Annotated in this window: 25 protein-coding genes, 3 tRNA genes and 2 pseudogenes; 6 read left to right on the top strand and 24 right to left on the bottom strand. The window is 68.9% G+C overall.

Features of this window, described 5'->3' with window-relative positions; genetic code table 11:
- From RIV14_RS11535 to RIV14_RS11520, 4 genes and pseudogenes are all read right to left on the bottom strand, one after another.
- Positions 1-399, bottom strand: a pseudogene (locus tag RIV14_RS11535) (zinc transporter); the annotation flags it as partial.
- Between the two features lie 353 nt (positions 400-752).
- Positions 753-1,388 (bottom strand): DUF6318 family protein, encoded by a 636-nt coding sequence (locus RIV14_RS11530; RefSeq protein ID WP_309325192.1) that lies wholly within the window; start codon positions 1,386-1,388, stop codon positions 753-755.
- A 796-nt stretch (positions 1,389-2,184) separates the two neighbouring features.
- The gene (locus RIV14_RS11525; protein WP_178387909.1) at positions 2,185-2,334 is read right to left on the bottom strand and encodes a hypothetical protein; all 150 of its coding nucleotides are present in this window, start codon (positions 2,332-2,334) and stop codon (positions 2,185-2,187) included.
- Between the two features lie 106 nt (positions 2,335-2,440).
- A pseudogene (locus RIV14_RS11520) lies at positions 2,441-3,680 on the bottom strand (IS256 family transposase).
- Positions 3,681-3,966: 286 nt separating this feature from the next.
- On the opposite strand from RIV14_RS11520, the gene RIV14_RS11515 reads away from it, so the two are divergent.
- On the top strand, positions 3,967-4,518 hold the full coding sequence (locus RIV14_RS11515) for a CPBP family intramembrane glutamic endopeptidase (protein ID WP_075373361.1): 552 nt from the start codon (positions 3,967-3,969) through the stop codon (positions 4,516-4,518).
- Between the two features lie 89 nt (positions 4,519-4,607).
- On the opposite strand, the gene purE is transcribed toward RIV14_RS11515, so the two are convergent.
- Together purE and RIV14_RS11505 are read right to left on the bottom strand one after the other, a co-directional pair.
- Positions 4,608-5,162, bottom strand: a complete 555-nt coding sequence (gene purE, locus RIV14_RS11510; RefSeq protein WP_075373362.1) for a 5-(carboxyamino)imidazole ribonucleotide mutase — start codon at positions 5,160-5,162, stop codon at positions 4,608-4,610.
- A gap of 63 nt (positions 5,163-5,225) precedes the next feature.
- Positions 5,226-6,521, bottom strand: a complete 1,296-nt coding sequence (locus tag RIV14_RS11505; protein ID WP_075373363.1) for a 5-(carboxyamino)imidazole ribonucleotide synthase — start codon at positions 6,519-6,521, stop codon at positions 5,226-5,228.
- Positions 6,522-6,587: 66 nt separating this feature from the next.
- Between RIV14_RS11505 and RIV14_RS11500 the strand changes: the two genes are divergently transcribed.
- The 3 genes from RIV14_RS11500 (at position 6,588) to RIV14_RS11490 (ending at position 9,288) form a co-directional block, all read left to right on the top strand.
- A complete protein-coding gene (locus RIV14_RS11500) occupies positions 6,588-7,859 on the top strand; it encodes a hypothetical protein (protein WP_081381890.1) in 1,272 nt (423 codons plus the stop codon).
- A 40-nt stretch (positions 7,860-7,899) separates the two neighbouring features.
- A complete protein-coding gene (locus tag RIV14_RS11495) occupies positions 7,900-8,463 on the top strand; it encodes a GtrA family protein (protein WP_075373364.1) in 564 nt (187 codons plus the stop codon).
- A 111-nt stretch (positions 8,464-8,574) separates the two neighbouring features.
- The gene (locus tag RIV14_RS11490; protein ID WP_075373365.1) at positions 8,575-9,288 is read left to right on the top strand and encodes a VTT domain-containing protein; all 714 of its coding nucleotides are present in this window, start codon (positions 8,575-8,577) and stop codon (positions 9,286-9,288) included.
- 63 nt (positions 9,289-9,351) lie between these two features.
- Here RIV14_RS11490 and RIV14_RS11485 read toward each other — a convergent pair whose 3' ends face one another.
- The 4 genes from RIV14_RS11485 to RIV14_RS11470 form a co-directional block, all read right to left on the bottom strand.
- On the bottom strand, positions 9,352-10,428 hold the full coding sequence (locus RIV14_RS11485; RefSeq protein WP_075373366.1) for a sensor histidine kinase: 1,077 nt from the start codon (positions 10,426-10,428) through the stop codon (positions 9,352-9,354).
- Between the two features lie 95 nt (positions 10,429-10,523).
- Positions 10,524-11,195: a response regulator transcription factor gene (locus RIV14_RS11480; RefSeq protein ID WP_070658807.1), complete on the bottom strand. Its 672-nt coding sequence runs from the start codon at positions 11,193-11,195 to the stop codon at positions 10,524-10,526.
- A 218-nt stretch (positions 11,196-11,413) separates the two neighbouring features.
- Positions 11,414-12,568: an adenylate/guanylate cyclase domain-containing protein gene (locus RIV14_RS11475; protein ID WP_075373367.1), complete on the bottom strand. Its 1,155-nt coding sequence runs from the start codon at positions 12,566-12,568 to the stop codon at positions 11,414-11,416.
- A gap of 19 nt (positions 12,569-12,587) precedes the next feature.
- The gene (locus RIV14_RS11470) at positions 12,588-13,580 is read right to left on the bottom strand and encodes a biotin--[acetyl-CoA-carboxylase] ligase (RefSeq protein ID WP_081381891.1); all 993 of its coding nucleotides are present in this window, start codon (positions 13,578-13,580) and stop codon (positions 12,588-12,590) included.
- 34 nt (positions 13,581-13,614) lie between these two features.
- Between RIV14_RS11470 and RIV14_RS11465 the strand changes: the two genes are divergently transcribed.
- Complete coding sequence (locus tag RIV14_RS11465; RefSeq protein ID WP_075373368.1) at positions 13,615-14,280, top strand: Maf family protein; 666 nt, start codon at positions 13,615-13,617, stop codon at positions 14,278-14,280.
- 21 nt (positions 14,281-14,301) lie between these two features.
- On the opposite strand, the gene RIV14_RS11460 is transcribed toward RIV14_RS11465, so the two are convergent.
- From RIV14_RS11460 to RIV14_RS11435, 6 genes are all read right to left on the bottom strand, one after another.
- Complete coding sequence (locus tag RIV14_RS11460) at positions 14,302-14,970, bottom strand: MarR family winged helix-turn-helix transcriptional regulator (RefSeq protein WP_075373369.1); 669 nt, start codon at positions 14,968-14,970, stop codon at positions 14,302-14,304.
- Between the two features lie 507 nt (positions 14,971-15,477).
- Positions 15,478-16,284, bottom strand: coding sequence for a MaoC/PaaZ C-terminal domain-containing protein (locus RIV14_RS11455; RefSeq protein WP_075373370.1), 807 nt, complete (start codon positions 16,282-16,284; stop codon positions 15,478-15,480).
- Positions 16,285-16,395: 111 nt separating this feature from the next.
- On the bottom strand, positions 16,396-16,566 hold the full coding sequence (gene rpmG / locus RIV14_RS11450) for a 50S ribosomal protein L33 (protein WP_003779904.1): 171 nt from the start codon (positions 16,564-16,566) through the stop codon (positions 16,396-16,398).
- A gap of 60 nt (positions 16,567-16,626) precedes the next feature.
- Positions 16,627-16,700 (bottom strand) — tRNA-Met (locus RIV14_RS11445).
- A 38-nt stretch (positions 16,701-16,738) separates the two neighbouring features.
- Positions 16,739-16,811, bottom strand: a tRNA-Thr gene (locus tag RIV14_RS11440).
- Between the two features lie 109 nt (positions 16,812-16,920).
- Positions 16,921-17,002, bottom strand: a tRNA-Tyr gene (locus RIV14_RS11435).
- 158 nt (positions 17,003-17,160) lie between these two features.
- Between RIV14_RS11435 and RIV14_RS11430 the strand changes: the two genes are divergently transcribed.
- Positions 17,161-17,658 carry a YajQ family cyclic di-GMP-binding protein gene (locus tag RIV14_RS11430; RefSeq protein ID WP_075373371.1) on the top strand — a complete coding sequence of 166 codons (498 nt, stop codon included), beginning with the start codon at positions 17,161-17,163 and terminating at the stop codon, positions 17,656-17,658.
- Positions 17,659-17,676: 18 nt separating this feature from the next.
- Here RIV14_RS11430 and RIV14_RS11425 read toward each other — a convergent pair whose 3' ends face one another.
- The 8 genes from RIV14_RS11425 to RIV14_RS11390 all read right to left on the bottom strand — a co-directional run bounded on the left by RIV14_RS11425 (position 17,677) and on the right by RIV14_RS11390 (position 25,418).
- Positions 17,677-18,321 carry a response regulator gene (locus RIV14_RS11425; RefSeq protein ID WP_075373372.1) on the bottom strand — a complete coding sequence of 215 codons (645 nt, stop codon included), beginning with the start codon at positions 18,319-18,321 and terminating at the stop codon, positions 17,677-17,679.
- Positions 18,309-19,577, bottom strand: coding sequence for a sensor histidine kinase (locus tag RIV14_RS11420; RefSeq protein ID WP_075373373.1), 1,269 nt, complete (start codon positions 19,575-19,577; stop codon positions 18,309-18,311). Before RIV14_RS11420 ends, RIV14_RS11425 begins: the two co-directional genes overlap by 13 nt.
- Before the next feature lie 96 nt (positions 19,578-19,673).
- The gene (locus tag RIV14_RS11415; RefSeq protein ID WP_256699366.1) at positions 19,674-20,672 is read right to left on the bottom strand and encodes a phosphotransferase family protein; all 999 of its coding nucleotides are present in this window, start codon (positions 20,670-20,672) and stop codon (positions 19,674-19,676) included.
- Positions 20,673-20,686: 14 nt separating this feature from the next.
- Positions 20,687-21,229, bottom strand: coding sequence for a P-loop nucleotide/nucleoside kinase family protein (locus RIV14_RS11410; RefSeq protein ID WP_075373375.1), 543 nt, complete (start codon positions 21,227-21,229; stop codon positions 20,687-20,689).
- A 4-nt stretch (positions 21,230-21,233) separates the two neighbouring features.
- Positions 21,234-22,103, bottom strand: a complete 870-nt coding sequence (gene htpX / locus RIV14_RS11405) for a zinc metalloprotease HtpX (protein ID WP_075373376.1) — start codon at positions 22,101-22,103, stop codon at positions 21,234-21,236.
- A 33-nt stretch (positions 22,104-22,136) separates the two neighbouring features.
- On the bottom strand, positions 22,137-22,721 hold the full coding sequence (locus RIV14_RS11400) for a GNAT family N-acetyltransferase (RefSeq protein ID WP_075373377.1): 585 nt from the start codon (positions 22,719-22,721) through the stop codon (positions 22,137-22,139).
- Between the two features lie 3 nt (positions 22,722-22,724).
- Entirely contained in the window at positions 22,725-23,840 is a 1,116-nt protein-coding gene (gene ald, locus RIV14_RS11395; protein ID WP_075373378.1) for an alanine dehydrogenase, read from the bottom strand.
- 90 nt (positions 23,841-23,930) lie between these two features.
- The gene (locus tag RIV14_RS11390) at positions 23,931-25,418 is read right to left on the bottom strand and encodes an FAD-dependent oxidoreductase (protein WP_070658780.1); all 1,488 of its coding nucleotides are present in this window, start codon (positions 25,416-25,418) and stop codon (positions 23,931-23,933) included.
- Between the last annotated feature and the right edge of the window lie 165 nt (positions 25,419-25,583).

Here is a 25,583-nt window from a genome sequence, read left to right as displayed (position 1 = left end):
GGGCCGCCACTGGTTCTCGCCTTGGGGGCGGTACCGGGTGGTCCAGGTGGTGGTCAGGGTCGTGGTCACACCGGTGGCGGTGTGCTGGTAGTGGTGGGTCACGGTCTGGTTGGGGTAGGGGGCTCCGGGGTCGGTGGTGGTTGTGGTGGTGCCGTCTCCCCAGCCCCAGGTGTAGGAGGTGGGGGTGAACTCCACCTCGATGGGACTGCCCAGGATCGTGGTGGTCTGATACCGGGGGGTGGGGTTGGTGTAGACGATGAAGGCCATGGAGATAATGACCTTGGGTCCCGGAGGCTGGCGCGTGATACCCGAGCCCTGAGCAATCAGCGTCGCAGCCTGACGAGTAGTGATCGTACGAGGGCCGCTGCCGCCGCTGGCGTCGTCCTGCGGAATGGTCATTCGCCGTCCGAACACGCACCCCAAGGGATCATCCGGCCCTTTGCCCGACTTGGTGTTGCAGTCCCAGTGAGGTTGCTCCTCCCACATCGACGGATCCGAGGCCTGAACGGTTGGAGAATTAGGTGAAGGGTCTTCTTCTCCCGATGATGGCGATTCAATGGTTACCTGCTTATCTCCAGTAAACTGAGTTGAGTCACCTGAGTTGTTTGCACCTAACTGAACATTAGTTCCCGAGGATTCTTTGTCGCCACCCTCATTGTTACAGCCAATGCCGAGCGCGGCCGCTTCGACCGAAACGAACAATGCCAACGATAGGGCTAGGGAAACCACAACAAAAGAAGATGCGCGACTCATCACAGCACCTCACCTTCCCGAATCGCCCATCCGCCGTTGACATACCTAATAGCGAAGCGCACTTTCTGCCCTTCAGTAGGAGGCGCAACGTTCTCTTTCCAACTCCCCCCAGAATAAGAGGTCATTTCTCCATAGTTTATGGTCGCCTCGATTCGACTGTAATCATATCCTTCGAGTTTATCGTAGTATCTCACGTTCGTGACATCTTGCTCCCACTTGTTAGCCCATCCTCCATCTTTATGTAGTTGATTTGCTCGGTCGATGACCGATTTACAAAAGACACATCCGTTCTCGCTCATGGCTTCAACCTCGGTGGTGTTGCCGGTCATGAAGGCGTAGCGGTAGAGGTCGAGGAAGTAGCGAACACTGGAAGCAGCCCCTTCGGGGCTCTCCTCGTTCATCTGAGAGGGCTTGGCCGGTGCGGGTTCGGCCAGGGCGGCATCGCGCTTGGCGCGCAGCTCAGGAGTCAGAGCCGCTTCCCGGGAGGCGGTCGCAGAGGCATTAGCATCAGCAATGCCCTTCTCAGCCCGGGCAATAGCCGCCGAAGCACTGGCGCTGGCGCTCACACTGGCCTCAGCCTTGGCATCCTTCACCGAGCACGCCGCCACCCCCAGCGCCAGCACACACACCACCAGGCCAGCCACACCCCGCCAGCGCCCAAAACGAGAACCGGGCCGAGCCTCGGGTCGGGGCCTGGGCCCCGACAGCACCACCCCACGCGGCCGCCCCGGACTGACGGCCAGGGCCTCTTGCTCCGCGTGCCTGTCGACGCCATCGAGGTTCAGGCCGGTCTGACGGTCGTGTGCGGTGGGACGCCGCCCCGGAGTGGCTGGCCGTCTGCTCGGCCGCTCCACCCCTCCAGTCGGAGCTGTTCGCTCCATGTGCTTGCCGGGGCCGTCGAGGTCCAGGTGGGCGTGGCAGTCACGTGAGGTAAGGCCCAGTTCCGGCACGGATGATCGACCGCTTGGTGGCTCCGCCCCTCCAGTCGGAGCTGTTCGCTCCATGTGCTCGCCGGGGCCGTCGGGGTCCAGGCGGGAGTGGTGGTCCTGCTTCACGGGGCGCTGCTCCGACGCGGCCATCTGGCCGTGATCGGTTGCCGGCTGCCGCACACCTATGGGCGCAGCAGATCGTAGGGACGCACTCATCGCGGAAGCCTCCTCGCCGCCGAAACAACTCCTTACCCCGCCCGGCCGGGCGACACTGCCCGTCCAAGCGGTGTATTGACACTACCCGCACCAACGCCCCCACACCAGACCCCGACACCACCCTGTGGAAAACCCCGGAAAGAGACTCATGCGCTAGCCCCCGTCGGTGCCGGCCCAGTACTCCGACCGCAGGCTGCCTCGCCTCGGCGCCAGCGCGGAGAAACGACGATCACTCATGGTGGCAGTTTTCAGGACGTGAATCGGTGGTGAGCGTCGAAGAGCCGGCTCAGGCCTGGGGCCAGACGACAACCAGGCAGACCGCCAGGACCGCGCAGGCCCAGCGGGGCAGGAGGCCGCGTGACCGGATAGGAGACGCGGGTCTGGCCTGCTGCGACGGAGGGCAGGAACGGCGGAAGAAAGAGGTGTCAGTGCTCATGGGACCAGGCTGTCAGAGCGAGATCGCCCACACGATCCAGCCACCTAGTCGCTCGATGTCGGGGGCAAGTCCCTGGTAGTGGTGTAGGGGTCTTCGTGGTTAGGGGTCAGCGGGTCAGTGTCGGGGGCGTGTTTGGCTGACCGTCCTGGAGCTTGTTGGTGGTCTGGCACTGTTTGAGGGTGTCCAGGCTGAGGTAGCGGCGGCCCTCGGCCCAGTCGTTCTGCGCTGTCAGGACGGCGCCGACCAGGCGGATGATGGTGTCCCTGTTGGGGAAAATGCCTACTGAGTCGGTGCGGCGGCGGATCTCCTTGTTGAGGCGTTCTTGGGGGTTGTTGGACCAGATCTGTCTCCATACCTCGACGGGATAGGTGGCGGTAGGCCAGCAGGTCGGCTCGCGCAGCGTCGAGGTGGTCAGCGGCCTCGGGCAGCGGGTCACGGGTGTAGTCCAGGTGGCGGTTGAACTGGGCCTCGACGGCTGCTGCGTCGGGCTGGTCGTAAACCCGAGTGGAGCATGGTCTTGAGGGCCGGCCAGGCGCTCTTGGGGGTCACCGTCATCAGGTTGGCGGCGTAGTGGGTGCGGCAGCGCTGCCAGGTCGCTCCGGGCAGGTTCGCGGTGATGGCCTCGACCAGACCCGTGTGGGCGTCAGAGGTGACCAGCCGGACCCCTCCCAGGCCTCGGGCAACCAGGTTCGGCGAGGAACTCGTTCCACGCTGCTCCGCTCTCGCAAGTGGCTACCTGCAGGCCCAGGACCTCGCGATGTCCGTCGGCGTTGACCCCAGTGGCCGTCAGGACCACCGCACTGACCACGCGACCGCCTTGACGGACCTTCATTGTCAGGGCGTCGGCCGCCACGAAGATGAAGGGGACCGGCGTCGCCCAGGGGCCGGTTGCGGAAGGAGGCGACGTGCTCGTCGAGCTCAGCCGCCGTACGTGAAACCTGCGACTTCGACAGCGAGCTGATGCCCAGTGCGCCTACCAGCTTGTCCATACGTCGGGTGCAGACTCCTGCCAGGTAGGCGTCGGCGACCACCGTGATCAGCGCGGACTCGGCCCGTTTGCGGCGCTCGAGCAGCCAGTCGGGGAAGTACGAGCCGGTACGCGGCTTGGGAACAGCCACGTCAATGGTCCCAACCCGGGTGTCCAGGTCCCGGTGGCGGTAGCCGTTGCGCTGGGCCCGGTGCTCGGGGCTGGCCTGACCGTACTCGGCGCCGCACACCGCGTCGGCATCGGCCGACAGCAGGACGTTGACCATGGTCTGCAGCAGACTGCGCATCAGGTCCGGGGAGGCCTGTCCCAGAGCCTGGTCGAGGACTCCAGCAGGGCCGACAATGTCAGGAGCGATCATCGCGATGATGCCCTTTCGAGGACTCGGTGGAAGGCCGACTCGAAGAACCACACGGTTACCGCACCCACAACCAATACGAGAGCAAGCCACCGGCAGCTACACCACACTACGGGGCACTACTCTCTGAGACTGCACGCTCTTTTAGAGAACTACCAACGCATCCCGCTGAATGTCCTGGGAATGAAGGCCAGCTGGGACGCCGACGAGTTCTGGCAAGAGGCCTTCAAGGCCGGCACCGAACCCAGGTTCTCGCCCGATCAGTACGGGCAGCAAGTAGGGTGACTGCATGGTTGAACTCGTCCTGCTCTGCTTGCCGACCATCGTCTACCTCGTCGTGCAGTCACGCGGGCAGGATCGCAGGTCGCGCTTCAGGGCCGCACTGGCTCGCGCGGGAGTTTCCTGGGGCTCACCTGCGGGCTACGGCTGGGCGCTGCTCGTACTGCTCCTGCTGATGCCGACGGTGTGGCTCCCTCTTACCCTCATTCCCGCCAACGTGCAGGGGGCGTCCGGGCTGTCCCTCGTTCGACTCACCTCAGTGGGAACAGCCATCGGAATCGCGCTTCGGGCCATCGGCGAGGAGGTCTTCTTTCGTGGGCTGCTCGGCGGAGTGCTCATGAGGCGGTTCGGCTTCAAATGGGGCAACCTCCTCCAAGCCACCATCTTCCTCGCACCACACATGGCCCTGCTGCTGCTCGACGTACGGCTGTGGCCGCTCCTGCCCGCACAGTTCGCCGCAGGGTGGATGATGGGATGGCTGCGCCACAAGACCGACACTTTCGTCCCCGGTGCCGTAGTGCATGTCTTGGTGAATATCGCGGTTGGGCTCATCACCGCCTGACGGCACCTCAGGACGGACGCGGACACACCGCTCCATCCGACCACGCACTGAGACGCTCCAGGGCCCCCAATCGCAGGAACGACCTCGCCTCAGCCCTGGGCGCGGCGCGCGCGCAGGGCGGCACCCTTGGCGTGAGCGACCTCGCTGAGGTCCGCCTGGAAGGCCCGCATGGCCGCGGCCAGGCGGGCGGCCTCCTGGCCCTGACCGGAGGCGAGGATGCGCACCGCCAGCAGCCCGGCGTTACGGGCCCCGCCGATGGAGACGGTGGCCACCGGGACCCCGGCGGGCATCTGCACGATGGACAGCAGGGAGTCCATGCCGTCGAGGTACTTCAGCGGCACCGGCACCCCGATCACCGGCAGCTCGGTGACGGCCGCCAGCATTCCGGGCAGGTGGGCCGCTCCCCCCGCACCGGCGATGATGACCCGCAGCCCTCGCTCAGCAGCGGCGCGCCCGTAGTCGATCATCTCGGCGGGCATGCGGTGGGCGGAGACGACGTCGGCCTCATAGGCCACACCGAAGTCATCGAGGACCTCGGCGGCGGCCCCCATGACCGGCCAGTCCGAGTCCGAGCCCATGACGATGCCGACCACCGGTCGCCCCGCGTCCTTCGCCCCCACCGTCGTTGCGCTGACCTCGCTCATGAATGTCCTCCTTGTCTTCCCTGTCTTCCGTGTTCTGCGTGCCGTGGTCTGAATGCGTCCGGCTCAGGCGTCCCCGCGCAGGATGGCGACGGCCCCGCGTGCCTGCTCGACGACGTCGGCGACCTCCTGATCCGGGCCGACCGTCATGGTGACGTGCCCGAGCTTGCGTCCCGCTCGCCACTGCTTGCCGTAGAGGTGGATGCGGGCCTCGGGGTGCGCGGCCATGGCCCGGGCCAGGGCATCGGCCCCCGGCTCGCGCTGCCCGCCGATGAGGTTGACCATGACGGTGGTGGGCGCCGTGGCCTCCGTGGCCCCCAGCGGCAGGTCGAGAACCGCCCGCAGGTGCTGGGCGAACTGGCTGGTGACGGCCCCGTCCTGGGTCCAGTGACCGGAGTTGTGGGGACGCATCGCCAGCTCGTTGACGTACAGGCGCGTGGGCTCCCCGAAGGCCTCCACGGCGAAGAGCTCGGCGGCGAGCACCCCGGTCACCTCGGCGCGCTCGGCGACCGTGCGGCCGATGAGCTCGGCCTCCTCGATGGCGGCCGAGTCGAGACCGGGTGCCGGCGCCAGGACCTCGGCGCACATGCCGTCCTCCTGGACCGTCTGGGCCACCGGCCACACCGCCACCTGCCCGCTGGGGGTGCGGGCCAGCAGGACGGCGAGCTCGCGAGTGAAGGGGATCGCCTGCTCCACCAGGAGGCTGGTCACCGCCGCCCCGCCGAGGCTGCCTCCCCCGCCGGCCCCACGACCGTCGCCCTGACCCGCTCGGGCGCGGGCTACCGAGGTGATCCACTCGGCCGCCTCACCCTCGCGCAGCGACTCCGCGCTGCGCACCAGCAGGACCCCGTGGCCGTCGTAGCCTCCACGCGGCGTCTTGAGGACCACGGGCCAGCCGTGCTCGTCGGCGAAGGCCTCAACGGCGTCGGCCATCTGCTCGGCGCCGTCCTGCTGCGGCCCGCCGATCTCCGCCCAGGCGGGCTGCGGGAGCCCGGCCGCGCTCATCATCCGCCGCATGGCGAGCTTGTCGCGCGCCAGGGTCAGGGCCTGCGGGGTGGGCTGGACGCTGACTCCCTCGGACTGGAGCCGCTCCAGGAGGGCCGAGTCCTGGTGCTCGTGCTCGAAGGTGAGGACCGCGGCCCCCTCCCCTGCGAGCCCGTCAGTACCGTCCCCGGCGACGACGGCGCGCACGGCCGCCTCGTCGTCTGCGGCCCCGACGGGGGCGTCCGGGGTCACTTGCCCGGTGGACCCGTCCGCGGCCTCCACCAGTGCCCTGAGGTGAATCCCCAGAGCACTGGCCTCCTCCTGCATCATGCGGGCCAGCTGCCCGCCTCCGATCACGGCGACGATGGGTGCGCTCACGCCCCAAGGCTACCCGCCCATCGCTCATCCTCACCGCGCTCGGGTCCAGACCGTAGGGTGGGGGCCGTGACCCCACCCGTCTCAGAGTCCTCCGCGTCCTCCATCGCCCGGCAGGCCCCGCCCTCGCCTCCGACGCACGGCGCCGCCTCGGGGCCGCGCCGCTGGCTCCAGGTCCTGGCGGTCTGGGCAGCGGCAAGCGTCCTGACCTTCGTCATCCTGCGGCTGGGCGCCCAGGACACGCCCGCCACTCCGTGGGCCGGGGCCGCACCGTCCTGGGAGGAGCACCTGCGCTTCTGGGACGCCGGCTGGTACCACCGGATCGTTGAGGAGGGCTACCCGGAGCGCCTGCCCGTGGGCGGCGACGGGCGGGTGACCCAGAACACCTGGGCCTTCATGCCGCTGCTGAGCGCCATGGCCTCCCTGCTGGGCTGGACCGGCTGGTCCTTCTACGTGCGCGCCTCCCTCGTGTCGATCCTGGCCTCGGCGTCGGCGGCGATCGTCATGGACCGCTGGCTCTCACCGCTGACGGGCAGGCGGGCCTCCCTGTGGGCGGTGGCACTGGTCTGGTCCTCGCCGTGCGCCGCGGTTCTCCAGGTCCCCTACGCCGAGTCCCTGGGGCTGATGCTGGTGGGGCTGACGCTGTGGCTGGCGGGCCGCGGGCGGTCACTGGCGGCGATCCCCTTGGCGCTGGTCGCCTGCTTCGCCCGCCCCGTGGGTCTCCCGCTGGGGGCGGCGCTGGGGCTGTGGTGGGCCTGGGAGGTGGCCTGCGCCCGGGGCTGGGTCCCACCCACCTGGTTCTCACGCCTTCTGCCCGGTCACGCCCCTCAGGCGCCGGGCGCGCGCCTGCGGCTGCTGGCACTGGCTCTGCTCACCTGCTCGGCGGCCCTGAGCTGGCCGGTCATCGCCTGGCTGGTCACGGGCCGGCAGGATGCCTACACCGCCACCGAGACCGCCTGGCGCGGCGCCGACCTGGCGCCCGTCGTGCAGTGGGCGACCCGCCTGGGCGACTGGGTCGGCCCGCACCTGGGACTGGCCCTGCTGGCCGTCGTGCTGGTCGCGGTGGCCCTGCTGCTGAGCGCCCCGAGTCTGCGGGCCCTGGGGCCCGCGGCCTGGTTCTGGTGCCTGGGCTACCTGCTCTACCTCCTGGTCTTCTTCGACCCGACGACGTCGGTGCTGCGCCTCCTGCTGCCGCTGGCCCCGGTGGGCTGGGCACTGGCCGCGGCAGCCGGCACCACCCGCCGGCGGCTGGCTCTGCTGGCGGCCTGCGTCGCCGGCCAGCTGCTGTGGGTCTCGTGGGTGTGGGACCTGGGCAGTGTCAGTGTTCACTGGGTTCCGTGAACCACCCCAGTTTGCGTGACCTGACTGTGATCGGCATAGGATGCCCGCCATGACGCGCTCCTCCAGCAGCTCCTTGACCCAGAGGCTCATCGCCATCGTCAAGGAGTTCATGCAGTTCGGCATGGTGGGCGCTGCGGCCTACGTGATCGACGTCGGCCTGTTCAACCTGCTTCAGCACGGCCCCACCGGCTTCCTCTCCGGTCACCCCAACTCCGCCCAGCTGATGGCGTCCTCGACCGCGACCGTCTTCTCGTGGATCGCGAACCGCTACTGGACCTACCGGGGCCGCACCCAGAAGAACGTCGCCCGCGAGGCCACCCTGTTCGTCCTGGCCAACCTGGGCGGCATCGCCATCACGCAGTTCTGCCTGCTCTTCACCCACCACGTCCTGGGGCTGACATCCCCCCTGGCGGACAACGTCGCGGCCTACGTCGTCGGCTTCGGCCTGGGGACGGCATTCCGCTTCGTCTTCTACCACTACGTCGTCTTCACCGGGCACAAGGACCGCTCCCCCGACAACGACGACGACACCGACAGCACCAACCCTCAGGGGCAGGCCGGCAGTGGTGCCGAGTCTGCCGTTTCCGTCTCGGTTCGTCCCTGACGCCTGACAGGACCGGCGCGGTCGGCTGCAGTCACCGGGGTGCCCGATTCCACAGCCCGGAGGGGATCACTCTCACGGCATGGCCGCCGGGCCACCGTTTAGCCTTGCACGGTGACTGCCCTGACCTCCTTGGCACCGGCGCTGAATCTGCCCGCCGCTCTCCCTTCCGTCCACGCACCGATGCTCGGCCCCAAGTGGCTCGACGCCGCCAACCTCATCACGACAATCGTCGAGTGGTTCGGCCCCTGGGCCATCCTCGGCGTCATGCTCGTTATCTTCGCCGAGACTGGCCTTCTCATCGGCTTCTTCCTGCCCGGCGACTCACTGCTGTTCACCCTGGGAATGTTCGTGGGCACCGGCCACGTCGGCGTCCACATCTGGGTGGCGGCCCCCCTCGTGTGGATGGCTGCCGTGGCCGGCAACCAGACCGGCTACCTCATTGGCCGCAAGGCGGGACCCGCGATCTTCAACAAGCCCGACTCGCGCCTGTTCAAGCAGGAGTACGTGGACCGCACCTCGAAGTTCTTCGAGCGTCACGGCGGTAAGGCCGTCACCCTGGCCCAGTTCGTGCCGATCGTGCGCACCTTCACACCCGTCATTGCTGGTGTCGGCAAGATGCGCTACCGGCACTTCGTCACCTTCAACGTCGTGGGCGCCACCTTCTGGGCCTTCGGCATCACCTGGCTGGGCTACTTCCTGGGGTCCTTCGACTGGATCCGGGAGAACATCGACACAATGATCCTCGTCATCGTCTTCATCTCGGTGGGGCCGATGCTCGCCTCCGCCATCTCGAAGCTCATCAAGTCCCGCCGTCAGAAGTCCTGACGAGTCCTGACGCCGCTTCCCTTCCGTCGCCTCGCCGCAGTGCCGGCGATTGGCGGCGAGTAGTCAGAAGCGACGACGTCGGCCCACCGAGACCAGTGCGCCCTGCGGCAGGACGTTGTTGGGGTCCAGGGACTTGGGGACGGCGTTGAGCAGGATGGAGAAGACGGCCGGGCTGCGCTGGGACAGCTCGATCCGGCCGCCGTCGGCCTCGACGAGGTCCTTGGCCAGGGCCAGTCCGACGCCGGTGGAGCCGTAACCGGAGACGTGCCGCTCGAAGACGTGTGGCGCGATGTCCTCGGCCACGCCCTCCCCCTCGTCGGCGATGTCGATGAAGACCGCGTGGCCGCCGTTGGCGCTGCGCACGCTCACCGAGGTCGTCCCGGCCCCGTAACGCAGGGAGTTCTCGATGACGGTGGCCAGCACCTGGGCCAGGGACCCGGGTGTGGCCAGGACCGGGTGGCTGATCTCGTCGGAGAAGGTGATGGAGCGCCCGGCCTGCTCGAAGGCCGGCTCCCACTCCTCGCGCTGCTGAGCGAAGATGTCCTTGAGGTGAAGGGCTTCCGTGGTCCCGCCCCCGGAGCGGCGCGAGACCTTGAGCAGGTCCTCGACGACGCCGTTGAGCCTCTCGACCTGCTCCAGGCAGGCGTGGGCCTCTGCCCGCACCTCCTCCTCGCCGGCGAGCAGCTCGATCTCCTCCAGGCGTAGCGACAGGCTGGTCAGCGGTGTGCGCAGCTGGTGGGAGGCGTCGGAGGCGAACTGCCGCTCAGCGGCGATGCGCCCGGCCACGCGCTCGGCCGAGCGCACGAGCTCGGCCTGGACCAGGTCGATCTCCTCGATCCCCGAGGAGCGCAGTCTCGGGCGGACCTGACCGCTGCCGAGCTGCTCGGCCTCGGCGGCCAGGTAGATGAGCGGGGCCGAGATGCGCCTGGAGACCCGGGAGGCCACGACGGAGGCCGCCGTGATCGCGGTGGCGGTGAGCACCAGAACCGTGAGGATGACCGTGCCGATGATGGTGACCCGGTTACCGCTTCCGGCGGAGCGCAACGCGCTGACGATCCAGGCGCCCCCCAGCGGCAGCCCCAGCAGGAGGACGGCCACGGACACCGCCGACATCGTCATCGTCATGGCGTAACGCCGCATGGCACGTCCTCCTTCAGCCCCGATCAGCTCTTCGGGGCGGCTTCGGAACCCGGCAGTCCTCCCGGGAGGCCCTCCCGGTCAGTCCGGTCAGTGGATCAGCCGGCGGTCAGGAGGTAACCGTCCTCCTGGGCCAGCAGAAGCGTGGGCCGCTCCTCGTCGTCACCGAGCTTGCGACGCAGCCAGGTCACGTGCATCTGGAGGGTCTGGGGACTGCCGGTGGGGTCCTCGCCCCAGACCTCCTTGAGGATGTCCTCACCGGAGGTGACCTCCCCGCCGGCGCGCACCAGGACCCGGAGCAGCTCGAACTCCCGGGTCGTCAGCTGCAGCTCGCGCGAGCCGACAAAGGCCCGGTGAGCGGCGACGTCGACCCGGATCTCTCCGGCACTGAGCTCATCCTCGGTGGCCTCTCCCGAGGCACGGCGGACCTGCGCCCGCACACGAGCCAGCAGCTCGGCCAGGCGGAAGGGCTTGGTGACGTAGTCATCGGCTCCGGCATCCAGACCGACGACGAGGTCGGAGTCCTCACTGCGGGCGGTGAGCATGAGGATCGGGATGGTCAGGCCTTGGGCCCGCACCTGACGGGCCACGTCCAGGCCGTCGATGTCCGGCAGCCCCAGGTCCAGGACGATGATGTCAGCGGCCGAGACCTCCTCGAGGGCACCTTTACCGGTGCCATGAGTCAGGACCTCGTAGCCCTCACGTCCAAAGGCTCGGGCGAGGGGTTCGGAGATGGCAGGATCGTCTTCGACGAGCAGAACAGTTGTCACATCCGCGATGTTAGGTGACGACACACCCCCACCGCCATCGTCCCAGAGGTGGAGAAGATACCAAGACGTGACCACGTCCGAGACGGCGGCTCCCCCTCCCGCTCACACCCAGAACACGTTTCGGCGAGGATACCGCGGAAAACCTCGTGCTCGAGGGCTCCCTTCACAAGCCGAGCGGACAGAAAATCACGAGATGGTAACGGAACGACGGGTCCGAGTCAGGGCCGGGTCGGCGAGGTCCGTTCCAGAGACCAGGGCACGATCTGACCCAGCCCCTTGGCCACCACCTCATGGCACTGTCCCACCCGGTAGCGCCCCGCCTCGGGCGAGCGGAGGATAGCCATGGCGGTGGACTCGTCCAGGCGGATGCTGCCGGGTTCGGCCGCGTCCACGAGCCGGGAGGCCAGGTTGACGGTGGGGCCGAAGACGTCCCCGGAACGGGAGATGACCCGTCCCTCGACGAGACTGGCCCGAACCCGAATCGCATCCGGCCCCTTCTGGAGCTCATCGACCAGGGCAGTGACGACGTCGGCGGCGATCAGCAGGTCGTCGGAGATGTACATGACGGCATCCCCGATCGTCTTGACCACCCGCGCCCCCCGGGAGGTAATGACGTCCCGGGCGGTGTTCTCGAAGCCCTCAAGCATGTGAGTCAGGGCGGCCTTGCTCATGCCCTGCGCGCGCTGGGTGAAGGAGACGATGTCGACGAATCCCAGGGAGCGGATGAGCGGGTACAGGTCGGGGCCGGTGTCCTCCCTGCCCCGGGTCGACACCTCGGCGTCGGTACGTCCCAGGATGGAGACCATGTGGCGGCGCCACACGTAGGTCAGCTGGCGCGACAGAAGCTCCACGAGGCTATCGATGCGGTCAAGAGCGACCAGCCGCGCGGAGGTGTCATCCAGCCCGAGACGCTCACTGAGGTCCGTCACGAAGGTTTCCAGCTCCCACAGGACCAGGCGGTCCATGGTGTAGGACTGGGCCCTGAGGAGCTCGAGCACGCTGGCTGAGGCCAGGGAGGAGTCACTGGTCTCGTCGAGCAGCGCCATGGTGTCTTCAAGCGCGGCGACATCCTGGTCAGTGAAGTGAACCTCATCGGGTTGGACGTCGGCGAAGCCCATGGCGCGCCAGAACTTCTGCGCCACCTCCACACTGGTTCCGGCCCGTTGAGCCACCTCAGTCAGGGTGAGGCTGGGGGCCTCCCCCAGCAGCAGGTACTCGTGTCCTGCCAAGGTGGTCCGCTCCGCATGATCCGCTTCAGCGACGGCCTTACCCTCGACACGAGGGGTGCCCTCGTGAGCCCTCTGCACGGCACCACCTCCGACCCCGTGGGAGTCCGGTACGCGCCCCTCGCTCGCTCGGCTGTCTAATGTCACCCCGCTACCGTAGCGCAGATCACACGCCGATGCCTGTTGAGTGACAGACCGCGCGGTACAGCAACGGGTTCGCAGTTCTCACGGCTCCCGACCTCCAGCTCTCCACACGCACGAGAGTCACATCGCCGGCGCGGACCTCGGTGTCACCGTCCCGGGTACGCAGCATGAGGGCGGGGGTGATATCGACGGCCAGTCCCCTGATCTCACCGTCAGGAGCCTGGACACTGACCCGCTTCCCCAGGGTGGTCAGCGTCGCGCGCAGCCGGCGCCCGAGCGCACCGCCTGCGGCATCAACGTCCCCACCGGTCTCCTCCCACTGCCTGATGAGCCGGGCCAGCTGGTGACCGATCGCCGTGAGAACGATCTCCGCGGCGTCTGCCGGCGCCGGCCTGTGACCCGCACCGACCGCACCCAGTGTGCGCAGGGAGCCGGCCCATGCCACCGGCAGCTCCTCAGCTGACTGCCCGATGTTGACGCCGATACCGAGGATGACCATGGGGGCCTCGTCGCGGTCGGCGGGAACCGCGTCGGGCGCAAGCCCACGGACGGCGGCTCCTTCAACAGCTTCCGGCGTGACGAGCTCGCTGAGAACGCCGGCGACCTTGCGCGTACCGGCCCAGCCGGGCACTGCAGGCACGGCCGCCGGATCATCGGGCAGGGCGACGACGTCGTTGGGCCACTTGGTCCCCACACGCCAGGGAAGGTCCTCAACGAGGGGCGCCAGGGCGTCGCGGACGGCCAGGCCACCCAGCAGAGGCAGCCAGCTCAGGCACTCAGCGGGAACGAGGGGCCGCAGCACCACGGAGACCAGGAGGGCGCCCCCGTCGTCGGGGGTGACCCAGGCGCGCCCGGACCGCCCTCTGCCGGCGGTCTGCCTCAGCGCCCGCAGTGCCGACAGGTGCGGCCAGGACTTGCGCTCAGGCCCCATGAGGGCGGCGCGCAGGTCGTCCTGGGTGGAGCCGGTGACGGGAACGGTGTCGAGACGCGAGAAGGGGCTGCCATCGAGGCTCATGGTTCGAGCCTACCGGCCCGTATAGGCTGGCGGCGTGATTCTCCTGGCCTCGAAGTCATCCGGCCGCCTGGCCACCCTGCGGGCCGCCGGCGTCGAGCCGCTGGTGCGAGTCTCTCGCGTTGATGAGGAGACCGTGCTCGGCGAGCTGATCCGCGGGCGCCGCGACGCCGGGCTGCCTGCCCCGAGCGCCGCTGAGCAGGTTCAGGCCCTGGCTCAGGCCAAGGCGCTCGACGTCATGACCTCCACCGACCCGCAGGAGGCCGAGGTGGTTGTGGGCTGCGACTCCATGCTGGAGATCGCCGGTCAGGTCGTCGGCAAGCCGGCCGACGCCGCCCAGGCCCGTGAGCGCTGGCGGATGATGAGCGGGGGCACCGGCACCCTGCACACGGGTCACTTCCTGGTACGCACTGCGGACGGCACCACCGCCGAGGGGGTCAGCTCGGCCACTATCCGTTTCGGCTCCCCGTCCCCGGCCGAGGTCGAGGCCTACATCGCCAGCGGAGAGCCGCTGTGGTGCGCCGGGGCCTTCACCATTGACGGCCTGGGCGGCGCCTTCATCGAGGGGATCGACGGCGACCCCCACGGGGTCGTCGGCATCTCCTTGCCACTGCTACGCCGACTTCTGGCCGCCCTGGGGGTGGTCTGGACAGACCTGTGGGCGCCGCCACTGGCGACGAAACCGGTTGACGACGCCCACTGATCGTGTGGGCGCGCAGAAGCCTCAGGAGGCCGATGCCGCCGAGATGCCGGAGGAGTCCGGAGCCTGGGCGATGACCCTCATGAGCTCGGCCAGGACGACCTGCTGCTCACGGCTGAGGCGGTCGACGACGTGACGGCGCACGCCGTCAAGGTGCACCGGAGCCGCCTCGCGCAGGAAGTCGAGGCCCTGCTGGGTCAGCGTGCAGTTGACACCGCGGCGGTCGGAGTCGCAGGAGCTGCGCTCGACGTACCCCGCACCCTCCAGGCGCCGGACCGTGTGGGTCAGCCGTGAGCGGGAATGCGAGACGTGCTCGGCGAGAGTGGACATGCGCAGGGTCTGGTCTGGCGCCTCCGACAGGCGCACCAGGATCTCGTACTCGTGCATAGAGATGCCGCATCCGGCCTCGAGCTCACGGTTGAGGCGGGCGGTGACGGAGGTGGAGGCCGCCAGGAAGGAGCGCCAGGCGTCCATCTCGATCTCATCGAGTCGGCGGAATCCCTCCTGCTCCAGAGAGCTGTTCTGTCCACAGCCCCCGGCCGACCCCGGACCGCGCTCAGGAGATCCCGCAGCCCCGGCCGCCTCCTGGCTGTAGGTGGCCTCGACGGCCTCCTGATCACTCTGAGTCCACGTCATCTCAACGTCCTCGGCATAGGCCGTCGGTTCTGCCATCGTCCGCTCTGCGGTAATCACCTTTATCGACTCCTCTCAGCACCGACCTGTGGCAGGTCGCGAACTCTCAAGCACGAACTTGTTGATCGCCTTTGGCTTTCATACAAGCGCAGCTCCACTTCTTTTTTATCACACTCGGTCGGAGTCTCAGCCCTCCCAGCACAGCGACCCGCAACGTCAGACAACCTTGAGATCACAGGGGTTACCCCCACTTTCCGTTGCCGTTGAACAGTTCTGAGAGGCCTACAGCCTCGTAGGAAAACAATTCGGACACTGACTTCATGTCACCTGACATACATCAGTTTGACAATCGAAATACCCATCTTTGTCACGTTATCATCCCCATCGACCGATGATCGGGAGGCAACCGATAATTCATTTTCACGTTCTCATCTCACTTCCTTCAAGACGGTAATGAATCCCCGTCAGAATTCCCTCCAGTAAGCAATCATTATTCCCTCATGAGGCGATAGGAGAATGAACGGCTCCCTCACCGCCTTCTGGCGGCGGCCACGAAGGCGGATGGCGTCACCGGCGCCGCAGAACGGGCCGCCGCCCCTGAGTGATGTCTCCGCTGGCGGGGTCGACGGCGAGCGTCGCCCACGACTCCCTCGCACTGCTCCCGGACTCAGGGACATCGGCAGAACCAATGAATACTAGGTCTGTCTGCCGTAAAGGCGAAGACTGGACGAGTGCGAGACTGATCGCTCCGAGCAGCAGGCCGTGAGCAACGACCTCACCGGAACCGGCCGACAGCCCCGCCTCAGCCGCTCTTCCGGGCAGGAGATGGATGGGGTTCCGGTCTCCGCTGGCCTGCGCCCAGGCGGCCACATCGGTGTCAGCGAGCCGGTAGAACACGGAGCCGGACGGCGTATCAAATCCGGACTCTGGGGCCGTGAGTTTCCTCTTCTCGATGGCGTCCCGCCCAGGCGGCAAGGTACGGCGGGCGAGCTCGTGGATCACCCGCCAGTGCTGCCCCGTCACCGTGAGCTCGACCGTCGCCTGGATGAGCTCCCACCCCGCGCGCTCGACCTGTCGGATCGAGACCCCATCGGGCGCGTCCGTTCCCAGAGCCACCCCGTCTCCCGCAGGCCTCACGCTCATCCGGCAACGGCGGTGCACCAGGCCCTCCCAGGCGGCCTCCCCCCAACAGTCCCGTACCCAGCCCTGGACCTGGTGCATGGCCTGCACAGCGGGGAGGATCGCCGTCGCTCCGCGCCGGGCCCGGCGGCGAGCCTGACAGCCGGGATGCCCGGAGGAGGCCGTTGCGAGCACCCCGTCCAGGACCGCTGCGAGCCGCTCAACGGCGTCGTCACAGGAGCTGGGACTGTTCACCCTGGGATGCTAGACGCCCGCCCCGAGGAGACGACGAAGCCCCGCCGACATCATGTCGACGGGGCTCGCTCCCCGGTCACGGCGGTGGCGACCGGGATCGCTATGCGATGCTCAGCGGGTCTCGCGGTGCTCGGTGTGCTTGCCGCAGCGAGCGCAGAACTTGGCGATGCTGAGACGGTCGGGGGTGTTCCGACGGTTCTTCTTGGTGATGTAGTTGCGCTCCTTGCACTCCGAGCAGGCCAGAGTGATCTTGGGGCGAACGTCGGCGGACTTGCTGGCCACGTTTGTCTCCTCGTGTCGATCCTCGAGCATGCGACGGAGCGCTGTACTCGAAAGCTTGCGTAGCGGGGGAGGGACTCGAACCCTCGACCTCACGATTATGAGTCGTGCGCTCTAACCAGCTGAGCTACCTCGCCATAGGAACACAATGGGGGCCAGTGGCCCCCGCTGTGAGAGCCCCGAAAGGGAATCGAACCCTTGACCTTCTCCTTACCATGGAGACGCTCTGCCGACTGAGCTATCGGGGCAACGAGCCGAATCCTAGGCAGATCCGAATCGCTCTGGCAATTCGTTCCGCCGTGGCTTCGCTCACTGCGGTCCTCGCCGGGCGGCGAGGTGCGATCCAAGTGATCGCCGTGGCGGGTGAGGGATTCGAACCCCCGTAGCATAACGCGGCTGATTTACAGTCAGCTCCCATTGGCCGCTCGGGCAACCCGCCTTGGCTCCGCGCTCCGACCCCTCGGTCATCGCTTGGCGCCGTGGAAGAATAGCAAGGCAGCGGCGCGAAACGCCAATCGCCCCCGTAGGACCCTCCTCACAGAACAACCCACCTAGACTCGGGTCGACTGAGGTCCCCACCCCGGAAAGGACTGCGCCATGGCCAACGACTCCTCCTTCGACGTCGTCTCCCGCCTCGACCGCCAGGAGGTGGACAACGCCGTCAACCAGTGCGCCAAGGAGATCTCTCAGCGCTACGACTTCCGCGGCGTTGACGCCTCCGTGAGCCTGTCGGGCGACACCATCACCCTGGAGGCCAACACCGCCGAGCGGGTCCTGGCGATCCTGGACGTCCTGGAGTCCAAGCTCTTCCGCCGCGGCGTCTCCCTCAAGGCCCTGGACCTGGGGGACAAGGAGCCGCGCCCCTCGGGCAAGATCTACCACCTGGCCTGCCCGCTGCGCGAGGGACTCACCCAGGAGGTGGCCAAGAAGATCACCAAGGCGATCCGTGACGAGGGCCCCAAGAGCGTCAAGGCCACGATCCAGGGCGACGAGGTGCGCGTGACCTCCAAGTCCCGCGACGACCTCCAGAGCGTCATCGCCCTGCTGAAGAACCTCGACGTCGACGCCGCCCTCCAGTTCGTCAACTACCGCTGAGGCCGCCCGCCCCGGCGACTAGGCCGACAGCAGCGTCAGGACGGCCTTGACACGGCGATGGACGGCGGCGTCGGGCAGCAGGCCGAGCTTGGCGAAGATCCGCTGGGTGTGCTTCTCCACGGCCCCCTCGGTGACCACCATGATCTTGGCGATACCGGCGTTGGTACGCCCCTCGGCCATGAGGGCCAACACCTCCCGCTCACGGGGCGTGAGCTCGGTGAGCGGGTCGTCGCGCCGGCCTCGCTGGAGGACCTGGGAGACGACGTCGGGGTCCAGGACGAGCTCGCCGCGCGCCACCCGCTCGACCGCGCCGAGGAAGGCGTCGATGTCGCCGACCCGGTCCTTAAGGAGGTAGCCCAGGGCGCCTCCGCCGTCGGCCAGGAGCTCGGGCAGGTAGCCGGCGACGACGTACTGGCTCAGCAGCAGGATGGGTGCACCCGGCCACTGGGCGCGGATGCGGGTGGTGGCCCGAAGGCCCTCATCGGTGTGGGAGGGCGGCATGCGGATGTCGGCGACGACGACGTCGGGCCGTAGCCGCAGGGCCTCCTTCACGAGCGCCTCGCCGTCCCCCACTCCCCCGACGACCTCGTGGCCGCCGTCGGCCAGGATGAGTGCCAGCCCCTCGCGCAGGAGGACGGAGTCATCAGCGATCAGAACGCGCACGGGATTCTCGCCTCCAGTGTGGTCGGTCCACCGGTCGGGGACGTGATGGTGAGCCTACCGTCGACACCGTTGAGGCGCTCGACCAGGCCGGCCAGGCCGTGCCCCTTGGCGGTCGAGGCCCCACCGATGCCGTTGTCGCTGATCCTCACGAGCAGGGCGCCGTCGACGACGCGGGCATCGACGCCGGCGGCCGTGGCCCCGGAGTGCTTGTTGAGGTTGGCCAGCGCCTCACTGACCACGAAGTAGGCGGCCTGGGAGACGTGGTCGGGCAGGTCCGGCAGCTCAGTGCTGACGGTGACGGGGACGGAGGAGCGGGTGGCCGCCTCGGTGATGGCGGCCGCCAGGCCCCGGTCGATGAGGACCGGTGGGGCGATGCCGCGGGAGAGCTGGCGCAGCTCGTCAAGGGTCTGCTGGGTCTGCTCCATGGCGCCCTGGATGATGGCCGACGCGGCCGCCGGGTCCTTCTCGGCCTGCCTGTGGGCGCGGGCCAGGTCCATGCGCAGGCGCACGAGGCGCTGCTGGGGGCCGTCGTGGATGTCGCGCTCCAGGCGGCGGCGGGTGTCGGCCTCGGCGCGCTGGACGGCGGCCCGGGAGGTCTGGAGGCGGCTGACCTCGCTGCGCCAGGAGAGCATGGCGCGGCTGAGCCCCGTCTGCATGGCGGCCAGGCCCCGCAGGACGAAGGGGGCGATCAGGGAGAAGACGATGCCGCAGGTGAGGTTGAATCCGATGTCCCAGAGCAGCTCCGGCTGCAGGCCCAGAAGATGAGCCAGTCCCTGACGCTGCTGTCCCATGGTCGGGTCGAGGACCAGGTCAAGAATGATGTCGGCGATGGGGGCGAGGAGACCTGCCACGGCCAGGGCCAGCCACACAACGCTGATGGTCCAGGTGATGAGGGAGACCGGGAAGTAGATGACGGCCCACAGCAGGTCCATCCAGCGCTGGGGGTCGCGCAGGCGCCGGAAGAGCCGACGATGCACGGGGGCTCCCGGGTCGGGCTCGAGGTATCCGCCGGGCACCGGCTCGCGTCCGTCCACGCGCGCCATGGCGAGGCGGGCGATGTTGGCGAAGCCCCCGGCGATGCTCAGGTCGATGATGAGCACCAGCAGCCCGACCCAGATGATGGTGGTGACCACACCGAGGGCGGTCAGCGGCACGATGAGGCAGAAGGCGAGCAGGCTCAGTGGCCCGCTGAGGAGGAGGAAGGCGGCGTCCTTGCCGAACTGGCGGTAACGCGCGGCCCATGCTGATCGGTTCATGCCTCATATCCTTCTCAGGGCCGGAATCGCGCCCAATCCTGCCACCTGGCGGGGCCGTGGTGGGGCTAGCCCGACACCGCCGTGGGGGCGGGCGACTCAGTCCACGAGTCGGGAGGTCAGGCTGCGGGCGAGATCGTCGGCCCATCTGTCGTAGCGGGCCTCGCCGGGGCGGCTGAGGCAGTACAGGAGGTTGCCCAGGCGGTCGAGGAGCTCGTAGGCGTCGCGGCGCTCCAGCAGCCGTTGCGGGTCGGTGGTACTGGAGTCCTGCGTGAGCCGCGAGCGCCGCGAGTACCGCGAATATTCAGTGACGAAGGCGGTGACGTCGTCGGACGTCATGGGCAGGTACCAGGGTCCGCCGGTCACCCGGCCCCCGATGAGGGCCAGGTCCTTGGCGGTGTCGCCGGGCCCGGACCACTCGAAGTCGATGAGTCGTGGCAGGCCGTCGGGGCCGAGGATGACATTGGTGGCGACGGCGTCGCCGTGGATGAGCCGGTGGGTGGGGACTGCCTCGAAGGCCGGGGCGAGGCGGGTAAGCTCTCGGCGCCAGGCGGGCAGGAGCGCGCGGACGCGAGGGTCGGTGAGGGTCTGCGGGTGGTGCTCTCCCCACCAGGTCAGCACCTCCTCTCCCTGCTCGCCGGCGCCCGGCACGAAGGCGGTCGACGGCGCGGGACCGGTGGCGAGGGCATCGTGCAGGCGGGCGATCTGGTGTGCGAGGGCGGTGGCGAGCCGTGGGTTCCAGTCGGTGGCTCGCAGGGCCCGGCCGGGGACGTGGGTGGTCACCATGTAGGGGGTGCCCAGCGGGTTGTCGCTGCCGGTCTCCAGGGCGACGGCGCTGGTTCCCAGCTCGGGCGGGACGCGTCTGAGGGCCTCGAACTCGGTCTCCATGGGGTGGGGCAGGTCATGGGGCGGGCGTCGTGGAAGGCGCAGGACCCGGGCCTGCTCCCCGGAGCCGATTCGCCAGGCGGTGTAGCTCTCGCCGGCCCCCAGCCGCTCGACCGGTCCGGGCTTCACGCCGCGCAGCTCACCGGCGTCGACGGCGGCCTTGATGCGTGGGGCGATGCCGTCGTCGGCTCCAGTGGGAGGTGGAGTGTCCACTCCCCTGTCCATCGTCATCGGGTTCCATCCGCGGGGCTCAGGCCGATGATGGACCGGGCGGCCTCGGTGACGGTGAGCCGGGCGGTGTCGAGGCGGAGGTCAGCCTCGGGCCAGGGGGCGTAATCGCGACGGGCGATCTCCTGCCACCCCGGCAGCTCGAGGCCCTCGATGTCGCTGCCCCGCTGCTGGGCGCGGCGCCGATGCTCGGCCTCATCGGAGCAGATGAGCTCGACGGAGAGAAACCGGGCGCCCACGGCTGAGGCCGTCTCCTCCCACAGGCGGCGGGTGAGGGGCAGCGGGTTGACGCACTCGACCAGGACATCCCCGCCCGAGGCCAGGACATCCCGGGCCACAGCGGCGGCCACGTAGTATCCGGCGCCCGCGGGCATGCCGGGGAGCATCTCGCCAGTGTCCCGCAGGGCCTGCTCGATGGAGTCGATGCGCAGCCAGGTCGGCGGCTGGCTCTGCGGCTGCACCTCGGCCCGCAGGCGCAGGATCGCCCGGCAGACGGAGGTCTTGCCGACTGCCGGCAGCCCGCCGACGACGGTCAGGGGCATCCCGTCAGTACCCGGCCATCTGCTCGAGGCGGGCGATGCGCTTGTCCATGGGCGGGTGGGTGGAGAACAGGTTGCGTAGACTCCCGAAGGGGTTGGCGATCATCATGGAGGAGACCGGTTCAAGGCGCGGGTCCTGCCCCATGGGCACGCGTGAGATGCCCGACTCGAGCTTGCTGAGCGCGCTGGCCAGGGCGAGCGGGTCCTGGGTGAGCTCGGCGCCGTCGTGGTCGGCGTCGTACTCGCGGGTCCGGGAGATGGCGAACTGGGTGATGGCGGCGGCCAGGGGCGCCAGGAGGGAGAGCAGCAGGACGGCGACGATGTTGCCGCCGTCCCGGTCGCGCCGGTTGCCGCCGCCGAACCACAGGGCCATGGTGGCCAGCGAGGAGATGACGCCGGCGATGCCCGCGGCCACCGAGGAGGTGAGAATGTCGCGGTTGTAGACGTGGGAGAGCTCGTGGCCCAGGACGCCGCGCAGCTCGCGCTCGTTGAGGAGCTGGAGGATACCCTGCGTGCAGCACACGGCGGCGTGCGAGGGGCTACGGCCGGTGGCGAAGGCGTTGGGGCTCATCGTGGGGGCCACGTAGAGGCGCGGCATGGGCTGGCCAGCAGCGGCGGAGAGCTCACGCACGATGGCGTACATCTGGGGCTGCTGGGCCTCGGTGACCTCGATGGCGCCCATGGAGCGCACCGCGATCTTGTCGGAGTTCCAGAAGCCGTAGGCGGTCTGCACCAGGCCGATGACCGGCGCGATGATCAGCCAGATGGCAGAGCCGGTCCCCCGGGCCAGCGCGTAGCCGAGCAGGAGAAGCAGGCTCCACATGCCGCCCAGGAGGACGGCGGTCTTGAGACCGTTGTAGTGGTGGGTCCTTGTCATGGGTGGAGACTATGGGATGAACCTGTGTCTGACCTATGTCTGCTGGCGCGGGACCACTCGCGCGGTAATGAGGCCGCAGTCCAGGCAGTGCAGGGCATCGCGGAAGTCGTCGGGGTCGAAGGGGGTTCCCGGCACCTCACGCGCGAGGGTCCAGTACTCCCCCGTCGAGTCCTGGACCGCGTACCCGGTGTCGCGGAAGCCGGAGCGCTCGTAGAAGGAGAACCGACGGCGTCGCTGCTCGGCGTTGTCGGCCTCGGCGACGACGGGCTCAATGTCCAGGACGATGGTGCATCCGGGGTGACGGCGCTCGAGCTCGGCCAGGAGGCGAGTGCCCAGGCCCCGGCCGCGGGCGGCGTCGTCGACGGCGAGGTAGAAGAGGTAGAGCAGGTGGGAGCCGGGGCGGCGCACGGTCCAGGTCAGGGCGACGGGGTCCGGCGAGGCCGCGTGGGCGGGGCCGGCGGGCTGGTCCCACCAGGCGACGAGGTCGACGCCGCGCCGCAGGCTGAGCAGGTGGATGAGCGCCCAGGGAAGGCGCTCATCCTCGGGGAAGGCACGCAGGTAGAGGTCATGCGCCCAGCGGTCGGTTCTGCTGGCGAAGCGGATGCGACGGGTTCTCATCGCTCAGCTCAGCAGGTCGGCGACGTCGGCCGCCGGGAGGTTCAGGGCCTGGCCGACCCCGGCGGTGTAGAGCGACCCGGCATGGGTGCTCAGGCCGCGGGCGAGGTCAGGGCGCGCCGCGATGGCGCCGCGCCAGCCCTCATCGGCCAGGGCCAGGGCGTAGGGCAGGGTCGCGTTGGTCAGCGCGTAGGTGGAGGTGTGCGGGACGGCTCCGGGCATGTTGGCCACGCAGTAGAAGATCTTGCCGTCCACCTCGAAGGTGGGCTCGGAGTGGGTGGTGGGGTGGGAGTCCTCGAAGCAGCCTCCCTGGTCGATGGCGATGTCGACCAGCACGCTGCCGGGCCGCATGGTCTCCACCATGGCGCGTGTGACGAGGTTCGGGGTGCGGGCCCCGGGCACGAGGACGGCGCCAATGACCAGGTCCGCCCCGGCGCAGGCCTGGGCCACGTCGAGCTCGGTGGAGAAGCGGGTGCGGATGGTCCCGCCGTCGAGCTCCTCGATCCGGCGCATGCGCAGCGGGTCGACGTCGAAGACGGTGACGTCCGCGCCCATGCCGGCGGCGACCCGCGCGGCGCTCAGGCCGGCGGTGCCTCCACCCAGGACGACGACGCTTCCGCGCCGTACTCCGGCGGCGCCGCCCAGCAGGACGCCGGCCCCGCCGTGGGGGCGCAGCAGGGCCTCCGCGCCGACCTGGGCGGCCAGACGGCCGGCGATCTCCGACATGGGCGCCAGGAGGGGCAGGGCGCCGGTGTCGGTCTCGACGGTCTCGTAGGCGATGGAGGTGACCCGCTTGGCGAGCAGCTCCTCGGTCAGGGCCCGGTCGGCGGCCAGGTGCAGGTAGGTGAACAGCAGCAGGTCCGGGCGCAGGAAGGGGTACTCCTGGGCAATCGGCTCCTTGACCTTGAGGACGAGCTCGGAGTCGGCCCACAGGCCGGGGACGTCGTCGGTCATGACGGCGCCGGCGGCGGTGTAGTCGGCGTCGGGGATGGAGGCCCCCTCGCCGGCGCCCGCCTGAATGGTCACGGTGTGACCGCGCCGGGTGAGCGCGTGCACGCCGGCCGGCGTGATGGCGACGCGGAACTCGTTGTCCTTGATCTCGGTGGGAACGCCGATTCGCATGGTTCTGCCTTCGAGGTAGTTGTCAAGGGGTGGTGTGGCGTGTGTGGGTCGGGGCCGACGGCGGAGCCAGACAGCCCCGACCCAGTCGGCTCAGTCGGCCAGACGGTGGGCGACGCGCTCGGGGACGCGGCCCGCCTCGGGCTGGCCGATGAGGTCCTCGGGAACCTCGGTGGAGCGGGAGATCGCGGTCATGGCGTCACGGGAGACGACCTTGACGCGCTCGCGCGGCTTGGAGGCCCCTCCGGTGACGACGACCTCGCCGTAGTCCTCGCCGAGCTCACGCTCGTAGGCGTCCAGCAGCTCCCAGCCTTCCCAGTTGGTGAAGGGGATGCCGCGGGACTCCAGCAAGGCGATGATGGCGTCGTGGCCGACCTGGGCCTCGTCGCTGGTCTCGGCGTGCAGCAGGCCGGCGTTGGCGTCGGCCACGAGGTTGGTGATCGTCTCCTGCGCGTCGGACTTGGTGGAGCCGATGAGGCCCACCGGGCCGCGACGGATCCAGCCGGTGGCGTACAGGCCGGTCAGGGGCTTGCCGTCCTCGCCGAGGACACGGCCGCCCTCGTTGGGGACGACGTGCCGCTCGGTGTCGAAGGGCAGGCCCTCGATGGCGCTGGAGGCGTACCCGACGGCGCGGTAGACGGCCTGGACGGGCCAGTCGCGGTACTCGCCGGTGCCGGTGACGTTGCCGTCGCCGGTCAGGCGGGTGCGCTCGGTGCGCAGGCCGACGACGTGGCCGTCGTCGTCGGTGAGGACCTCGTGGGGGGCGGAGAAGAGGTGGATGTGGATGCGGTGGGAGGCGGTGAGGTCCTCCGGCTCCTGCATCGCGTACCCCTCGAGGGCCTTGACGACCTGGCGCTGCTGGTTGGAGGAGGCCAGGGCCGCCTGCGAGCCTTCGTCGTACTCGAAGTCCTCCTCGTCGACGATGACGTCGACGTCGGGCTGCTTTCCGAGCTCGCGCAGCTCCAGCGGGGTGAACTTCACCTGGGCTGGGCCGCGGCGGCCGAAGACGTGCACGTCGGTGACCGGGGACTGCTGGAGGGTGGCGGCCACGTTCGCGGGGATCTCGGTGGTCATGAGGTCGTCGGCGTGCTTGGCCAGGATGCGGGCAATGTCCAAGGCGACATTGCCGACGCCGATGACGGCGACCTCCTTGGCACTCAGGTCCCAGGTGCGCGGGTGGTCGGGGTGCCCGTCATACCAGGAGACGAAGTCGGCGCCGCCGTAGCACTCAGGGGCGTCGACGCCGGGGATGTCAAGGGGGGCGTCGGTGTCAGCTCCGGTGGAGAAAATGATGGCGTCATAGTGCTCGTGGAGCTCGGCCACCGAGATGTCACGGCCGACCTCGACGTTGCCGATGAGCCGGATGTCCCCGCGCTGGAGGATCTTGTAGAGGGCCACGATGATCTGCTTGATGCGCGGGTGGTCGGGGGCGACGCCGTAGCGCACCAGCCCGTAGGGCGCAGGAAGCCGCTCGAACAGGTCGATACAGACCTCCATGCCCGACTTCGAGAGGATGTCCGAGGCGTAGATGCCTGCGGGGCCTGCTCCGACGACGGCGACATTGAGAGGACGTGCGTTCACTGTTCTTCGTTCCTGTTTCAGGGGACGTGGACGTGGCACCCGCGTTCCCGCTGCCGGGAGAACCGGTTGATCCGGTCCGGGGCGACGGCGATGACGGCGGGGTACCGCGGCACAGTCTATGGAGGAAGGTGGGGGCTCCCCCAGGGCGCGGGCAATATCGCCGCT

Origin of the sequence: Actinomyces acetigenes, assembly GCF_031296635.1 — a bacterium.
GTDB classification, from domain to species: Bacteria; Actinomycetota; Actinomycetes; order Actinomycetales; family Actinomycetaceae; genus Actinomyces; species Actinomyces acetigenes.
Note: the sequence above shows the minus strand (reverse complement) of the source record. Positions and strands in the feature narration are given on the sequence as shown.

Bases quoted from the DNA above. Each gene is read 5' to 3' on its own strand.
- purE (WP_075373362.1), bottom strand. From the start codon at position 5,162: ATGAGCGAGGTCAGCGCAACGACGGTGGGGGCGAAGGACGCGGGGCGA.
- RIV14_RS11470 (WP_081381891.1), bottom strand. From the start codon at position 13,580: ATGAGCCTCGATGGCAGCCCCTTCTCGCGTCTCGACACCGTTCCCGTC.
- RIV14_RS11495 (WP_075373364.1), top strand. From the start codon at position 7,900: ATGCCCGCCATGACGCGCTCCTCCAGCAGCTCCTTGACCCAGAGGCTC.
- RIV14_RS11400 (WP_075373377.1), bottom strand. From the start codon at position 22,721: ATGAGAACCCGTCGCATCCGCTTCGCCAGCAGAACCGACCGCTGGGCG.
- RIV14_RS11410 (WP_075373375.1), bottom strand. From the start codon at position 21,229: ATGCCCCTGACCGTCGTCGGCGGGCTGCCGGCAGTCGGCAAGACCTCC.
- RIV14_RS11485 (WP_075373366.1), bottom strand. From the start codon at position 10,428: ATGCGGCGTTACGCCATGACGATGACGATGTCGGCGGTGTCCGTGGCC.
- RIV14_RS11515 (WP_075373361.1), top strand. From the start codon at position 3,967: ATGGTTGAACTCGTCCTGCTCTGCTTGCCGACCATCGTCTACCTCGTC.
- ald (WP_075373378.1), bottom strand. From the start codon at position 23,840: ATGCGAATCGGCGTTCCCACCGAGATCAAGGACAACGAGTTCCGCGTC.
- RIV14_RS11420 (WP_075373373.1), bottom strand. From the start codon at position 19,577: ATGAACCGATCAGCATGGGCCGCGCGTTACCGCCAGTTCGGCAAGGAC.
- RIV14_RS11430 (WP_075373371.1), top strand. From the start codon at position 17,161: ATGGCCAACGACTCCTCCTTCGACGTCGTCTCCCGCCTCGACCGCCAG.
- RIV14_RS11525 (WP_178387909.1), bottom strand. From the start codon at position 2,334: ATGAGCACTGACACCTCTTTCTTCCGCCGTTCCTGCCCTCCGTCGCAG.
- htpX (WP_075373376.1), bottom strand. From the start codon at position 22,103: ATGACAAGGACCCACCACTACAACGGTCTCAAGACCGCCGTCCTCCTG.